Here is a 15,601-nt window from a genome sequence, read left to right as displayed (position 1 = left end):
GCTTAAGACGAGGGACGGTGATGGCCGTCGGCACAGCCATGGCGGCCTCGCTCCTGACCGTTCCCGGCGCGTACGCCGCCCCCGCCCCCGCCCCCGCGACGTTCACCGCCACGGCGGACACCAACGAGATCACCCTGATCACGGGTGACCGGGTGCAGGTGCGGGCCGTGGACGGCGAGCACCAGGCGGTCACCGTCGACCCCGCGCCCCGCGCGGACGGGTCCGTGCCCACGTTCCAGACGATGGAGACGGACGGCGGTGTCACGGTCACCCCCAGCGACGTCGCCGCCCTGGTGCCCGAGCTCCTCGACCCCGAGCTGTTCAACGTGACGGCGCTGGCCGGGCAGGACTACGGCGACGCCATCCCGCTGATCCTCACGTACGAGGGCAACGCCACCAAGGCGGCGCTGCCGGCCGTCAAGCAGGCCCGCACGCTGGAGAGCATCGGCGGCGCGGGCGTGTCGGTGGCCGAGCGGGACGCGGCCGCGTTCGGGGCCGAGCTGGTCAAGCTGGCCGCCGCGGCCCCGCAGGCCCGCGCGGCCGGGCCGCTGGCCGGCGTGTCGAAGATCTGGCTCGACCGCAAGGTCGAGCCCGCGCTGGCGGACAGCGTGCCGCAGATCGGCGCCCCCGAGGCGTGGGCCGCCGGGTACGACGGCACCGGCACCACCGTGGCCGTGCTCGACACCGGCGTGGACGCCACCCACCCCGACCTGGCCGGCCAGGTCGCCGACCAGCGCGACTTCACCGGCGAGAACGTCGCCGGCGACCCCCACGGGCACGGCACCCACGTGGCCGGCACGATCGCGGGCACCGGCGCGGACGGCGGCGCCAAGGGCGTGGCGCCCGGCGCGAAGGTGCTCAACGGCCGCGTGCTGGGCTCGAACGGCTCCGGCCTGACCTCCTGGATCATCGACGGCATGGAGTGGGCGGCCGGCGAGAAGCGCGCCGGGATCGTCAACATGAGCCTGGGCAGCGCCACGGCGGGCGGCCCGCTCACCGACGCGGTGTCCACGCTGACCAAGCAGCACGGGACGCTGTTCGTGGTCGCGGCCGGCAACGACGGCTGCGACGAGTGCGTGGGCTCGCCCGGCGACGCCCCCGAGGCGCTGACCGTCGGCGCCGTGGACAAGCAGGACAAGCTCGCCGACTTCTCCAGCAGGGGCCCGATCAGCGCCGACCTGGCGGTCAAGCCCGACGTCACCGCCCCCGGCGTGAAGATCATGGCGCCCAAGGCGGGCGGCGGCCGGGTCGAGATGTCCGGCACCTCGATGGCCACCCCGCACGTCGCCGGCGCCGCCGCGCTGCTGCGCCAGGCCCGCCCCGGGCTCTCGGGCGGCGAGTTGAAGTCGCTGCTCATGGCCACCGCCGAGCCCGGCGCGGGCATCCCCGTGGACGCGCAGGGCGCCGGCCGCATTGACGTGGCCGCCGCGGTCAAGGGCTCGATCGTGGCCTCGGCGGGCTCGCTCAACTTCGGCCGCCTCACGGCCGGCGAGGAGAAGACCCTCACCGTCGGCTACCGCAACCTCGGGCAGACCCCCGCCGAGCTGGACCTGTCGAGCGGCGACGCGTTCACCGTCGAGCCGGCGCGCCTCACCGTGCCCGCGGGCGGCACCGCCGAGGCGAAGGTCACCATCAAGGCCGAAGAGTTCGGCAAAGTGCGTCAGGAGCTGACGGCCGCGGGCGTGCGCACGCTGCTGACGGCGAGCGTCGAGAAGCCGCGGGTCGAGCTGCGCGTGAGCGGCATCGCCCGCGACGGCCGCACCGCCCGCGGCGGCTTCACCGTGCTCAACCTGGACGAGGGCACCCTGGTCGGCCGCGAGCTCCCGGGCGACCCCGCCCTGCCCTGCAGCTCCGCCAAGTGGGGCGACGAGACCTGCCTGCTGGTCACGCCCGGAACCTACTCCGTGTTCGGCTACATCATCACCATGGACCCCACGGTGCCCAGCACCGGATACGACCTGGAGCTCAACGAGAGCCTGGTCGGCGATCCGGAGATGGAGATCACCGAGAACACCGAGGTCGTGCTGGACGCCCGCAAGGCCGTCGAGGTCGAGATCGAGACACCCGACCACACGACGAAGCGGAACACCGGCTCCGCCTCCGCCACCGCGTGGTACCGCGTCGGGGAGCAGGGCGGCGGGGTGCGCGGCGGCACCTTGATCGCGCCCGGCGTGCGTGCCGAGGAGCGCCTGTTCGTGCAGCCGACCAAGCAGGTCACCAAGGGCACGTTCGCGGTCGCCACGCGCTGGCGGCTGAAGGCCCCGGAGATCGCCTTCTCCACGCCCGGCCTGAAGCTGGAGCCCGAGTACGTTTTCCCGCCCTATTTCAGTGACTTCGACGCCCAGTACCCCCGCCTGGACGGCACCCGGCTGCTCCAGGCCGTGGACGCCGGCCGGGGCACCGAGGCCGAGCTGAAGGCCCGCAACGTGCGCGGCAAGCTCGCCGTCATCCGCCGCACCGACGGCGTGCCCGTCTCCACCCAGTCGAACGCCGCCGCGGCGGCCGGGGCCGCGATGGTGGCCGTCTACAGCGACCGGCCCGGCACCGACATCACGACGGGCGGCAGCGGGGTCAAGCTGACGGTCCCGACCGTGCGGCTGACCCACGAGGAGGGGCTCAAGCTGGTCGAGCGGCTGCGCCGGCTGCCGGTGCCGATCGTGGCCAAGGGCATCGTGGCCAGCCCGTACCTCTACGACCTGTACCTGCGCGAGACGGGTGGGGTCCCCGACTCCCTCGACTACGTGGTCCGCTCGAAGTCGCTGGCCCGCGTCGAGACCGACTACCACAGCCAGCTCGCCGAGGACGTGACGGTCAACGAGGCCCGGTTCGTCTTCGAGCCGTGGGACGCCTACTCGTTCACGACCAACTACCATGTGCCCAAGACGCCGCGCACCCGTACCGACTACATCACCCCCGACCCTGACCTGCTCTGGAACGCCTCCGCGATCACGCCGGCGCGGCCCCACAACACCATGTGGCCGCAGCCGGAAACGCCGAACGTGGCGCTGATCTCGCCGGTGTTCCGGTCGTACAAGGCGGGCGAGAAGGCCGAGGGCGGCGTCTTCCAGCAGCCGATGCTGCCGGGCGTCAACCCGATCAACCCGCTTCGCCGCGAGGGCGACGAGCTCCACGTGTCGATGCAGGGCTTCGTGGACGCGCAGGGCAACTTCGGCGAGGCCTTCACCAGCGACTTCGAGCAGGGCCTGAAGACCGACTTCCGGCTCTTCAAGGGCGAGACCCTGCTGTGGCAGACGAACTACCTGCCCTCAGGGTGGGGGATGGTGCCGCCGGAGAAGCTCCCGTACCGGATCGAGTACGACGTGGTCAACGAGGCCGCCTGGGCGAAGCTGTCCACCCGCACCCGGGGTGTGTGGACGTTCGGTTCGGAGCACGTCGAGGGCACGAAGGTGATGCCGCTGCTGCTGGCCTCCTTCGACGCGCCGGTGGACCTGAAGAACCAGGCCAAGTCCCGCAAGCTCGGCCTGACCGTGCGTCACCAGGAGGGCGCCCAGCAGAGCGCCATCAAGAACGTCTCGCTGGAGGTGTCGTACGACGACGGCGCCACCTGGAAGCCCGCCCGGCTGCGGGACAAGGGCGGGCAGTCGTACGAGACGACGCTCGACCGCTCGCCGTCGGGGTTCGTCTCGCTGCGCGTGAACGCCTCCGACGTGGACGGCAACACGGTCTCGCAGGAGGCGATCCGCGCCTACGCCGTGCGCTGAGCGCCGGGCGCGGCGTGACCGCGTGAATGACCGAGCCGGGGGAGTGCCGTACGCGGCCTCCCCCGGCGCCGTGCGCGCGGGCGGCGGTCACACCCAGCGCGGGTCGGTGGCCCCGGCCGGGGCGTGGGCGGCGGGGGCGCGGGTGAGCAGGGCCTGGGAGAGCGTGGCCTTGGTCAGGGCGGCGCCGCGGACCACGGCCGGCAGCGTCAGCGCGAACAGCACGCCGACCGCGGTGTTGAACCCGATGAACGTCAGGTTGCCGTCCCCCAGCCCGAGCAGCGCGGGAAGCCCTCCGTCGAACCCGGGAATGGCGGGGATCGTCCAGCCGTAGACCGGGAAGGTCAGACCGAGGATCGCGCCCGCCCACCACACGGCGGTGACGACGGCCGCGGCCAGCGAGAGCGGGAACGCGATCACGCCGTGCAGCAGGTCGACCCAGCCCTGCCCGCCGGCCAGCGGGTTGATCATGCGGCGGAACCAGCCCGCGCCCGCCGGGGCGGCCGGGTAGGGCGGGCGGGCCACGCGCCGGTCGAGCACGCCCGGCAGCGCGACCCGCTCGAAGTCGGCCAGGTTCCTGGCCACCGTGGCGCACCCGGACAGGATGGGCAGGCCCACGAACACGACCGAGGTGCCCAGCCCGGCCGACAGGCCGGTCACGGAGACGGCGAAGTGGGCGATGGAGACCGGGAGGCCGAGCAGCGTGTAGCGGGTGTCGGTGGAGAGGCGGTGCCGGAGGGTTGTCATGAGGAGAACGCTACGAGCCGCGCCCCGCCCCGATCGACCCTGCTCACGGCCGTGTCGACGGTAGGGCCAGCCCTACCGTCCGCTGCCGCGCCCGCCGATCCCCGGCCTACCCACGGCCCGGGATCGCGGCGAGGAGTTCGCGGGTGTAGTCGTCGGACGGGTGGTCGAAGATCTCCTCGGCGGTGCCGCTCTCCACGATCCGCCCGCCGCGCATGACGTGCACGGCGTGCGAGATCATCCGTACGACGGCCAGGTCATGGCTGATGAACAGGTAACTGAGCCCCAGCTCCCGCTGCAGCCCGGCCAGCAGCTCCAGGATCTGCGCCTGCACCAGCACGTCCAGCGCGGAGACGGCCTCGTCGAGCACGACCAGGTCGGGCGAGAGCGCCAGGGCGCGGGCGATGGCCACCCGCTGACGCTGACCGCCGGACAGCTCGTGCGGCAGCCGCTCGGCCGTGGAGGCGGGCAGCGCCACCTTCTCCAGCAGCTCGGCCGCCGCCCTGCGCCGCTCGGCCGCGGTGCCGACGCGGTGCACGCGCAGCGGCTCGGTGATCGACTTCTCGACGGTGTAGCGGGGGTCGAGGGAGGCGTACGGGTTCTGGAAGACCGGCTGCACCCGACGGCGGAACGCGAACAGCTCCCGCCGCCCCAGCCCGGCCAGGTCCGTGCCGTCGAAGCGGATGGCGCCCGAGGTCGGGTCGTCCAGGCCGAGCAGCAGGTTCGCGGTCGTCGACTTGCCGGAGCCCGACTCGCCCACGATCGAGACCGTGTGGCCGCGCGGGATCGTGAACGACACCCCGTCCACCGCCGTGAACTCCTCCGCGGTCCCCCGCATCGGGAACACCTTGCGCAGGCCCGCCACTTCGACCAGGTCGGGCGCGTCGCGGGGCGGCTCGCTCACGCGTACGGACGACAGGCCGGGCACCGCGCCCAGCAGCCGCCGCGTGTAGTCGTGCCCGGGATCGGCCAGGATCCCGGCCGCCGGCCCCGTCTCGACGATCTCCCCCTGGTACATGACGGCCACCACGTCGGCCCGTTCGGCGGCCAGCGCCAGATCGTGCGTGATGAGCAGGACGGCCGTGCCCATCTCGGCGGTGAGCCGGGCGAGCTGGTCGAGGATGCGCCGCTGGACGGTCACGTCCAGGGCGGAGGTCGGCTCGTCGGCGATGAGCAGCTTCGGGCGGCAGGCGAGCCCCATGGCGATGAGCGCGCGCTGGCGCATGCCGCCGGAGAACTCGTGCGGGTACTGCCTGGCCCGCCGCTCCGGCTCCTGGATGCCCACCAGGTCCAGCAGTTCGGTCACGCGTGAGCGCGCCGCCCTGCCCGCGGCGACCCCGTGCACCTCCAGCGCCTCGGCGATCTGGTCGCCGATGCGCATGAGGGGGTCGAGGTTCGACATCGGGTCCTGCGGCACCAGGCCGATGCCCGCGCCGCGGATCGCGGTCATCTCGCGCTCGCCGAGCGCGACCAGGTCGCGGCCGTCGAACAGCACCCGGCCGCCGGTGATGCGGCCGTTGTCGGGCAGCAGCCGGTTGACCGCGGCGGCCGTGGTGGACTTGCCCGACCCGGACTCGCCGACCACGGCGACGGTCTGGCCGGGCCGGATCTCCATCGAGACGTTCCTGACGACGGTGACGTCCTGTTTGCGGGTGCGGAAGGCGACCGACAGGTCGCGGATCTCCAGGAGCGGGGTCGTCATGCGGTCCTCGATCGGTGGGCGACGTCCTGCAGCAGGCCGTTCCAGAGGGAGTCGGTGGGAGTGGGCGTGCCGTCGACGAGCAGCCGGTTGCTCGCGAGGGCGAGGGCGATGTCGCGGCCGGGCACGAAGCCGACCGCGCAGCCCACGTGCCCCGGGTGGCCGAGCACGGTGACGGTCTCGCCGGGCAGCTCCAGCGCGTACCTGCGGAAACCGAGCGCCTGCCCGGCGTCGGGGCCGGGGGCGAAGAACTCCCGTGCGACCTCGGGCCGCCACAGGTGGTCGTGCTCCTCGTACCTGGACAGGGCGGCGGCGTACCTGAGCAGGTCGGGCACCGTCGAGAACAGGCCCGCGTGCCCCGAGACGCCGCCGAAGGCGTGGAAGGCGTTGCCGTCGGCGACCTCCCCGAGCACGGGCTCCGACCGCCAGCCGGTGAAGTCGCCGCTGCGGTAGGGCACCGGGTACGGCCGGCCGGTGTCGAGCATGGTCATCTCGACGCGGTCGTCCAGGGCGCTCATGGCCGCCTGCGCCCCGGCCGGGCGGCCGTACGTGGTGGAGGTCAGGCCCAGCGGCCGGGTCACCAGCTCGGCCAGCGCGCGGTCCAGCCGCAGCCCGGTGACGGCCGTGACGATCCGCCCGAGCAGCACGAACCCGAGGTCGGAGTAGTGGCGGGCGCGGCCGGGCCGGTAGCGGGGCGGGGGAAGCCGCGGCTGGATGTACAGCGGCCACCACTCCCACAGCCCGCCGCGGTGCAGCAGCAGCTCCCGCACGGTGATGGCCTCGTACGACCCCGTCAGGTACGCGCGCAGCGGCGCGTCCAGGTCCACCAGCCGGTCGGACACCAGGCGGATGAGCATCGTGGTCGTGGCCAGCACCTTCGTCACCGAGGCCAGGTCGTGATAGGTGTCCGCGGTCATGAGGGCCGCCCCGGCGAGCCGCCCGCCGTCCCTGACCACGGTGCGGTGGCCGGTGCACTCGGTGAAGTCGAGCCAAGGCGTGCGCGCCGCCACGACCAGGCCGGGCGGCGCGTCGGCGGCCGGTGCCGTCATCGGGTCAGCACCAGGGACCGGGGCGGCTCGGCGAGCGGCGCGGGCAGCCTCAGCGGTCCGGCCCCGGGGGTGAGGGTGCCGAGGATCCGGGCCTCGCGCGCGCCCGTCCCGCCGGGGGCCGTGCCGGGCAGGCCGTGCGCGGTCAGCCAGCCGATCAGCGCGAACGCGATGGCCTCCTTGTCGTCGGAGGGCGCGCCGTACTCGTCGGACGGGGCCACGGCCACGCCGGGCAGCGCCGCCCGCAGTCCGGCCATGACCACGGGGTTGCGGCACCCGCCGCCGGAGACGACCAGCGCGCCCACTCCGGCGGCCCGGACGTCGTGCGCGACCGTGCGCACGGTCAGCTCGGTCAGGGTCGCCACCAGGTCGGCGTCCGCGGGCGTCACTCCGGCCCTGGACAGGGCGGCCTCCACGTAGCCGAGGTGGAACAGCTCCTTGCCGGTGCTCTTCGGCGCCGCCAGCCGGTAGTACGGCTCGTCCAGCAGCACCTCCAGCAGCCCTTCGTGCACCCGCCCGGACGCGGCGATCCGGCCGTCCTCGTCGAAGCCCCGCGGGTTCAGGCCCCTGGCGGTCACCACGGCGTCGATCAGGGCGTTGGCCGGGCCGAGGTCGTAGGCGTGCAGCGAGGGGCCGCGGACCACGGTCATGTTCGCGATGCCGCCCAGGTTGAGCGCCGCCGCGCCGCCCTCGTGCCCGCCGAGCAGCAGCCCGTCCAGCACCGACACCAGGGGAGCGCCGTGTCCGCCGGCGGTGATGTCCCTGATCCGCACGTCCGAGAGGACCGGCACGCCGGTGCGCTCGGCGATCCACGCGGGTTGCCCGATCTGCAGGGTGCCGAGCGCGTGCGTCCCGTCCACCCAGTGGTAGACGGTCTGGCCGTGCGAGACGATCAGGTCGACCGGGCCGCCCGCCGTGACGGCGGCGGCCGCCGCCCGCGCGAAGCTCTGCCCGATGAGCGTGTCCAGCTCGCACACCTCCGCCAGCGTCGTCCGCGACGGCGGCAGCGCCGCGATCAGCCGGGCGCGCAGCTCCGGCGGGTACGGCGTGCTCGCGGTGTGCCCGACCCGCCCCTCCAGCGCCCCGCCCTCGAGCATCCTCCCGTCGGGGTCGAAGTCCACCACGGCCACGTCGATCCCGTCGTGCGAGGTGCCGGAGATCATCCCGAGTACCTTCATGTGTCCTCCCCGATCGCGGCCCGCCCTCCGGCGGCCGGTACGTGATTCACCGTCTGACCCGGCTTCGCGGGTCGAGAGTGTCCCGCAGGCCGTCGCCCAGCAGGTTCAGCCCCACCACCAGGAGCACGACGACGGCTCCCGGCGCGACCAGCGTCCACGGGGCGACGAACACCAGGCTGCGCGCCTCGAAGATCATCGAGCCGAGCGACGGCGCGGGCGGCGGGGTGCCGAGGCCCAGGAAGCTCAGCGACGCCTCGGTCAGCACGGCCCAGGACAGCGACAGTGCGACCTGGATGATCACGATCGGGGTGAGGTTCGGCAGCACGTGCCGCAGCATGATCTGCCAGCGGCTCTGGCCGGTCGCGACGGCCGCCTTGACGTACTCGATCTCCCTGAGCGAGAGCACGGGACCGCGGGTGACGCGGACGAAGATGGGGACGTACACGACGGCGATGGCCACGGCGATGGTGAACCAGTCGCGGTCCAGCACCGAGGCCAGCGACAGCGCCAGCAGCAGCGGCGGGAAGGCGAACAGCACGTTCGTCACCCCGCCGACGGCGCCGTCGGCGAAGCCCCGGTAGAAACCGGCGACCAGCCCGCCCAGCGTGCCCACCACCGTGGCGAAGGCCACCGCGACGACCGCGATGAGCGCCGAGTTGCCGACCCCGGCCGCCACCCGGGAGAACACGTCGCGCCCGAACTGGTCGGTGCCGAACAGGTGCGCGCCCGACGGCGCCAGGAACCGGGACGGCGGGTGCTGCGCGATCGGATCGTACGGCAGCCACCCCAGGTACGACAGCGCCGCCACGGCCGCCAGCAGCACCAGGATCACCACGCCCGCCAGCCCCGCGGGGCTGCGCCGCGACAGGGCGCTCACGAGGCCCTCACCCGTGGGTCGATCACCCGGTACAGCACGTCGGTCAGCAGGTTGACCAGCACGAACGCCAGCGCGATCACGAGCACGGTGCTCTGCACGACCGCGTACTCCTTCTGCTGGATGCCCAGCAGCACCTGCCGCCCGATGCCCGGTACGGAGAAGATCTGCTCCACCACGACGGCCCCGCCCAGCAGGTAGCCGAACTGCAGCCCGGTCATGGTCACGATCGGCACCAGCGCGTTGCGCAGCACGTGCCTGACCTGCAGCCGCCGCTCCGGCACGCCCTTGGCGCGGGCGGTGCGCACGAAGTCGTCGGAGCGGACCTCCAGCACCGCCGTGCGGGTGGTGCGCAGGATCGGCGCCGCGATGCCGAAGCCCAGCACCAGCGCGGGCAGGAACATCTGCTGCAGGTTGAGCAGCGGGTCCTCGACGAGCGTGGCGAAGCCCTGGCCGTTGGGGTTGAACCCGAACGACGCCGCGAACACCGACAGCAGCGTGGTGGCCAGCAGGAACGCCGGGATCGACAGCCCCGCGAGGCTGACGACCTGTCCGGCGGCGTTCCCGGCGGCGCTCGTGCGCGAGGCCGCCAGCATGCCCAGCGGCACCCCGATCAGCAGCGCCAGCACGATCGAGAACACCGCCAGCTCGAACGTCACCGGCAGCGCGTGCAGGGTCAGCTCCAGCACGCTCTGCTGGGAGCGCGCCGAGTAGCCGAGGTTGCCGGTGAACAGGTTGCCCAGCCACGAGAAGAACTGGGCGACCAGGGGCTGGTCGAGGCCGTAGTACAGCTCCAGGGCCTGCCGCTGGGCCGGGGTGAGCGCCGCGGCCTCGGTGCCCAGGCCCGCCGTGATCTGGTCGCCCGGGATCGCCCGCAGCATCACGAAGACCAGCACGGCCACCCCGAACAGGGTGCCGAGCGTCCCCGCGACCCGCCGGGCGACGACGTTCCGGACGATCCGCCGGACGACTGGGTTGCGTACGATCATCAGCCGACGGCGGTGGTCCGCAGGTACTGCAGCGACCCGCTGGCCATGGGGGCGAAGCCGGTCACGTTCGCGGTCGTCGCGGTGTAGGTGTAGCCGGCGAACAGCCAGATCCAGGCCGCGTTGTCCTCCAGCTCGGCCGCCACCTTGTCGTAGATCGCCTTGCGCTCGGCCTGGCCGGTCGTGGCCTTGCCCTGGGCGAACAGCTCGTCCAGGGCGGGGGAGCTGTACCCGGCGACCTTGTTCAGGTTGCCGTCGCTGGTGAAGTAGCGGCCGTAGGCGCCGTCGGGGTCGGGACGGCCGCCGTTGAGCGCGACCGCGGCGTCGAAGTCGGCCGCCACCCAGCGGTCCACGAACGCGCCCGACTCCAGCACCTCCAGCTCCAGGTTGATCTTGGCCTCGGCGAGCTGGGCCTTGAGGTTCTGGGCCTCGTTGACCGAGGTGGCGTACTCGCCCTGGGACACGATGGTCTTGACCGTCACGCCGCCGGCCTTGCCCGCCTTGGCGAGGTATTCGGCCGCCTTGGCCAGGTCGCGGCCGGGGCAGGGGCGCCGGTTCGGGTCGGACTTGTACGCCGGGGCGGTGATCGGGCCGGTGACCTCGCCCTCGCCGAGCGCGGCGGTGTCGAGCACCTGCTTGCGGTCGATCGCGCACTGGATCGCCAGGCGCACGTTGACGTCCTTGAGGTCGCCGTGCTGGGCGTTGAGCTGGAGCGCGTGGTAGTTGAGCTGCGGGGTCCTGGCGACGGTGATCGTGCCGCCGCCCGCGGCCGTCTGCGCGACGAGCGGGTCGTCGAAGACCGCGAGCTGCACGTTGCCCGACTGCATGGCCGACACGATGGACGACTCGTCGGGGATCACCCGGAACTCGACCGAGGCGACCTTGGCCTTCTCCGCGCCCCAGTACCTGTCGTTCCTGGCCAGCGTGATCGACTGGCTGGGCACGCGCTTGCCGAGCGTGAACGGGCCGGTGCCGTTGGGCGTGGCGTTGAGCTTCTCCTCGGTGTCGCCGGAGGAGAGCATGGCCATGTTCACCGTGGCCAGGTTGGCGGGCAGCGCCGCGTCGGGCCCGGTCAGCTCCAGCACCACCGTGCCCGCGTCGGGGGCCTCGACCGACTTCACCGACGACAGCGACGCCCTGGCCACGGCCGCGGTCTTCTCGTCCATGATCTGGTCGAGTGACGCCTTGGCGTCCGCGGAGTCGAACGCGCTGCCGTCGGCGAACGTCACGCCCTGGCGCAGCTTGAGCGTGAGCTTCTTTCCGTCCTCAGAGGGCTGCCACGACTCGGCCAGGCCGGGGACCACGTTGAGGTCCTTGTCGAACTCGGTGAGCGTGCCGTACAGGTTCTGCAGCACGTTGACGGCCTGGAACTGGGTGGCCTTCCAGGGGAAGAGCGTGTCGGGGTCGGAGGTCACGCCCACCACGAGCGTGCCGCCGCCGCTCGCGGGGCTGTTCGCGGATCCGGAGGAGGACGATCCCGAGGAGGACGAACAGGCGGTGAGGACGAGGGTCAGCGCCGCGGCGGCGCCGACGGCGGAGATGGCGCCACGAGGCATGTGGTCTCCTCAGGACAGATGGTCATAAAATTACGCAGACCATACCACTATGGGAATTAATTTCCTCTACGGGATGAGGTGCGGATGGGCGAGGACGCCGAGACGCTGCTGATCCGCATCCGTGCGGCCCTGCCCGCCCTGCGGCCGTCGGAGCGGCGCATCGCCGGGGTCTTCACCGGTGACCCGGCCGCCGCCGCGAACCTGTCGATCGCCGAGCTGGCCGCCCGCTGCGAGACCTCGACCACCTCGGTGGTGCGTTTCTATCAGCGCATGGGGTACGCGCACTACAAGGATTTCCGTATCGACCTGACCAGGGCGGCGGCCAGGGAGGAGCTGGCCAGGTCGAGCATGCCCGACGTGTCAGGCGACATCGACAGGAACGACAGCCTGGAGGGCATCGTCTCCAAGGTCGCGATGAACGAGACGCTGTCCATCGCCGACACCGCCCGCTCCCTCGACCTGGGCGCCCTGGCCGAGGCGGTGGCGCTGCTGCTGGCCGCCCGCCGGATCGACACCTTCGGCGTGGGGGCCAGCGCGCTCGTGGGCCTCGACCTGCAGCAGAAGCTCTCGCGCATCGGGCGTACCGCGATCAACTGGCACGACTCCCACTCGGCCTGGACCTCGGCCGCCACGCTGAGCCCCGGTTGCCTGGCCCTGGCCGTCTCGCACTCCGGGGCCACCGTGGACACCGTCGAGTTCCTGTCCATCGCCCGCAACGCGGGGGCCGGCACGGTCGCGATCACGAATTTCCTCGACTCCCCGCTGTCCCGCGCGGCCGACGTGACGCTCACGACGGCCGCGCGGGAGACCGAGTTCCGCTCGGGCGCGCTGGGCAGCCGCATCGCCCAGCTCATGGTCGTGGACTGCCTGTTCACGGGTGTCGCGCAGGCGTCGTACGACGAGTCGATGACGGCGCTGCGCAACACGTACGCGGTCGTGCACGACAGGGTGGTCAAGCGGGTCTGACCCCGCGGCCGGGCGGGTGAATTGTCGCTTTTTGGGCCCGGTGGGTGGATGACCGGGCTTCTTCGCGACAGGTTCACAGGCCAGATTCACCTGAGGTTCACTGGCTGGGCCTACCTTGTAGCCCCATGAACTGGAGGTACCGGGCCAACGCGACTCTTGAGGGCCTGACGGGATACACGCTGACGCGACGGTTGCGCAAGGAGCCGCCGAAACCGCCGCCGCCCAAGCCGCCGCTGGCGATGCAGCGACTGCCTGGAGACACGGTCCGGCAGCCCACCGACCCTGGGCACGACCGGCTGCTGCGCGAGCCCGTCTTCCTGCTGTCGTCCGTGCGGTCGGGATCCACGCTGCTGCGCGTCATCCTCAACAGCCACTCCAAGGTGCACGCGCCGATCGAGACGCACTTCAGGCGGATGACCGTGGGCCTCGGCACCGAGCCCGTACGCCAGGCCATGGAGGCGCTCGGCCACACCCACAGCGACATCGAGCACCTGCTCTGGGACCGCCTGCTGCACCGCGAGCTGGTCCGCAGCGGCAAGCCGATCATGGCCGAGAAGACGCCCAGCAACGTCTTCGTCTGGCGGCGCATCGCCACCTGCTGGCCCGACGCGCGCTTCATCTTCCTGCTGCGCCACCCCATGTCGATCGTCCAGTCGTGGCACGAGGCCGACCCGGTCAAGCGGCCCATGGAGCAGGCCGTGCCGCGCACGCTCAGCTACATGACCTACCTGGAGGAGGCCCGCACCCACCTTGAGGGCCTGACCCTGCGCTACGAGGAGCTGGTCGCCGAACCCGAGGCCCAGCTCCGCCGGCTCTGCCTCTTCCTGGGCGTCGAGTTCGAGACCGCCATGCTCCAGTACGGCAAGCAGGACCACGGCTCCTTCGTCAAGGGCATCGGCGACTGGCGCGACAAGATCCGTTCCGGAACGGTCGTCGCGGGCCGCCCCCTGCCCACGCCCGACGAGATCCCCGCCGAGCTGCACGACATCTGCAGGAAGTGGGACTATCTCCGGTGAGGCGCGTCTTACCGGCGCGGTCGACCGGCTGTGACAGAGTTCGCACGCGATTTGCCCGCGATTCGCTTTCGGCTCCGATAGGTTGCCCATCGTGATCAACGGGCCCTCGCGCCGAGCGTTATTCGCCGGCGCCCTCGCCGGCCTCGCCCTGCCCGCGGTGACACCCGCGGGCGCCGAGGCCACCGCTCGCCGGGGCAGCCTGCCCTCGCGGCCGAACATCCTGCTCATCCTGGCCGACGACCTGGGATGGGGGGAGATCGGCAGCAACGGTCAGCGCATGATCAAAACCCCGAACCTGGACAAGCTGGCGGCCGAAGGGGTGCAGTTCAAGACCGCGTACTCGGGTGCGCCGCTGTGCGCGCCCTCGCGCTGCGCGCTGCTCACCGGGCTGCACGCGGGGCACGGCACCGTACGCGAGAACCCCGAGGGCGGGCCGCAGCTCGCGCTCACCGGAGACGACCTGACCTTCGGCGAGTTACTGCGGATGTCCGGCTACCGGACGGCGTGCATCGGCAAGTGGGGCTTCGGCCCCGAGGAGCCCGACCAGGTCTCGCACCCGAACGAGCGCGGCTTCGACGAGTTCTTCGGCTACATCGGCCACAAGCACGCGCACCAGTACTACCCCAAGTACCTCTGGCACAACAGGAAGACGGTGCGGCTCGACGGCAGCAAGTACGCGCCCGACCTGTTCCGCCACCGGGCGATCGAGTTCATCAAGGCCGACGACGACAAGCCGTTCCTGCTCTACTACGCCACCATCCTGCCGCACTCGCCCAGCGTGATCCCCGGCGGCGCCGGCCAGTACGCGGACCAGCCGTGGAGCGGTCCGAACGCCCGCCACGCCGCCCAGGTGAGCAGGCTCGACACCGACGTCGCGGCGCTCGTGCGGGCGCTGCGCGACGCGGGCCTGGCCAAGGACACCATCGTGCTGTTCACCGGCGACAACGGCCCGCACCGGGAGCGGGGCGTGACGCCCTGGCTCTTCGACTCCAACGGCCCCTACCGGGCCGACAAGCGCGACGTGTACGAGGGCGGCATCCGCGTCCCTCTGATCGCCTGGTCGCCCTCGCTGCGCCCGCGGGTGGAGCGGCAGCCGGTGGCGTTCTGGGACGTGCTGCCCACGTTCGCGGACCTGGCCGGGGTGCCGGTGCCCGCGCAGATCGACGGGCTGTCGTTCAGGGGGCTGCTCACCGGCGATGACGCGCCCAAGCACACCCACCTGATCTGGAACCGGCCGCGCAAGGCCCAGGCCATCCGCCGGGGCCGGTGGAAGGTGGTCAGGTTCGCCCCGAAGATCGAGGGGGCCGGGCCCGAGGGGCGCGTCGAGCTGTACGACCTCACCGCCGACCCCGGGGAGGAGCGTGACCTGGCCGGTGACAGGCCCGATCTGACCCAGGAGCTGCAGGACCTGCTCGACAGCTCGATCGGGCCCGACCCGCGCATCCCGTACGGGCTGCGGACCGAGGTGACCGGCGACCAGGTCGTGGTCACCCTGCACAACGGCTCCAGCGTGGCCTGGCGTCAGGTACGGCTCGGCCTCGACGGGCGCAAGCGCTCGCGGGCGCAGACGGTGGCGCTCGTCGACCCGGGCGCGGCCGTCTCGGTCGGCTTCCCCGTGCCGTCGGCGGGGAAGGTCACCGCTCGGGCCGACTTCCAGGCGAACGGCCGGTCGCACGTCTTCAGAAGGGTGCACACCGGCGCCGCGTCGCCCCCGGCCCTCCTGGAGTCCACCGGCTGAGCGTCCGAGACGCGGGCGGCGGCCCCTGAGAGGGCCGTCACCCGCGCGGAACCCCACTCTGATGACGAAGAGTGATGAC

At 72.4% G+C, this 15,601-nt stretch carries 11 protein-coding genes; 4 read left to right on the top strand and 7 right to left on the bottom strand.

Translation table 11 applies throughout. The features are described 5' to 3' along the window. The first annotated feature begins 20 nt into the window (after positions 1 to 20). Positions 21 to 3,722, top strand: coding sequence for a S8 family peptidase (locus ACZ6S0_RS00165; RefSeq protein WP_465912269.1), 3,702 nt, complete (start codon positions 21 to 23; stop codon positions 3,720 to 3,722). 87 nt (positions 3,723 to 3,809) lie between these two features. On the opposite strand, the gene ACZ6S0_RS00160 is transcribed toward ACZ6S0_RS00165, so the two are convergent. The 7 genes from ACZ6S0_RS00160 to ACZ6S0_RS00130 all read right to left on the bottom strand — a co-directional run bounded on the left by ACZ6S0_RS00160 (position 3,810) and on the right by ACZ6S0_RS00130 (position 11,802). After that, a complete protein-coding gene (locus ACZ6S0_RS00160; protein WP_465912267.1) occupies positions 3,810 to 4,466 on the bottom strand; it encodes a sensor domain-containing protein in 657 nt (218 codons plus the stop codon). Between the two features lie 106 nt (positions 4,467 to 4,572). Then, complete coding sequence (locus ACZ6S0_RS00155) at positions 4,573 to 6,165, bottom strand: ABC transporter ATP-binding protein (protein ID WP_465912265.1); 1,593 nt, start codon at positions 6,163 to 6,165, stop codon at positions 4,573 to 4,575. After that, positions 6,162 to 7,211 (bottom strand): serine hydrolase domain-containing protein, encoded by a 1,050-nt coding sequence (locus ACZ6S0_RS00150; RefSeq protein ID WP_465912262.1) that lies wholly within the window; start codon positions 7,209 to 7,211, stop codon positions 6,162 to 6,164. The genes ACZ6S0_RS00155 and ACZ6S0_RS00150 overlap by 4 nt, the downstream gene beginning before the upstream one ends. Further along, positions 7,208 to 8,386 carry an anhydro-N-acetylmuramic acid kinase gene (locus ACZ6S0_RS00145; protein WP_465912261.1) on the bottom strand — a complete coding sequence of 393 codons (1,179 nt, stop codon included), beginning with the start codon at positions 8,384 to 8,386 and terminating at the stop codon, positions 7,208 to 7,210. Before ACZ6S0_RS00145 ends, ACZ6S0_RS00150 begins: the two co-directional genes overlap by 4 nt. A gap of 46 nt (positions 8,387 to 8,432) precedes the next feature. Beyond that, the gene (locus ACZ6S0_RS00140; protein ID WP_344875548.1) at positions 8,433 to 9,263 is read right to left on the bottom strand and encodes an ABC transporter permease; all 831 of its coding nucleotides are present in this window, start codon (positions 9,261 to 9,263) and stop codon (positions 8,433 to 8,435) included. Continuing rightward, complete coding sequence (locus ACZ6S0_RS00135) at positions 9,260 to 10,249, bottom strand: ABC transporter permease (protein WP_465912258.1); 990 nt, start codon at positions 10,247 to 10,249, stop codon at positions 9,260 to 9,262. Before ACZ6S0_RS00135 ends, ACZ6S0_RS00140 begins: the two co-directional genes overlap by 4 nt. Further along, entirely contained in the window at positions 10,249 to 11,802 is a 1,554-nt protein-coding gene (locus ACZ6S0_RS00130) for an ABC transporter substrate-binding protein (RefSeq protein ID WP_465912256.1), read from the bottom strand. Before ACZ6S0_RS00130 ends, ACZ6S0_RS00135 begins: the two co-directional genes overlap by 1 nt. 84 nt (positions 11,803 to 11,886) lie before the next feature. On the opposite strand from ACZ6S0_RS00130, the gene ACZ6S0_RS00125 reads away from it, so the two are divergent. From ACZ6S0_RS00125 to ACZ6S0_RS00115, 3 genes are all read left to right on the top strand, one after another. Then, positions 11,887 to 12,768, top strand: coding sequence for a MurR/RpiR family transcriptional regulator (locus ACZ6S0_RS00125; protein WP_465912254.1), 882 nt, complete (start codon positions 11,887 to 11,889; stop codon positions 12,766 to 12,768). 125 nt (positions 12,769 to 12,893) lie between these two features. After that, positions 12,894 to 13,784, top strand: coding sequence for a sulfotransferase family protein (locus tag ACZ6S0_RS00120; protein ID WP_465912252.1), 891 nt, complete (start codon positions 12,894 to 12,896; stop codon positions 13,782 to 13,784). Between the two features lie 91 nt (positions 13,785 to 13,875). Then, the gene (locus tag ACZ6S0_RS00115; protein ID WP_465912250.1) at positions 13,876 to 15,522 is read left to right on the top strand and encodes an arylsulfatase; all 1,647 of its coding nucleotides are present in this window, start codon (positions 13,876 to 13,878) and stop codon (positions 15,520 to 15,522) included. Positions 15,523 to 15,601: the final 79 nt, after the last annotated feature.

This window comes from Nonomuraea sp. NPDC051298, assembly GCF_055586305.1.
Note: the sequence above shows the minus strand (reverse complement) of the source record. Positions and strands in the feature narration are given on the sequence as shown.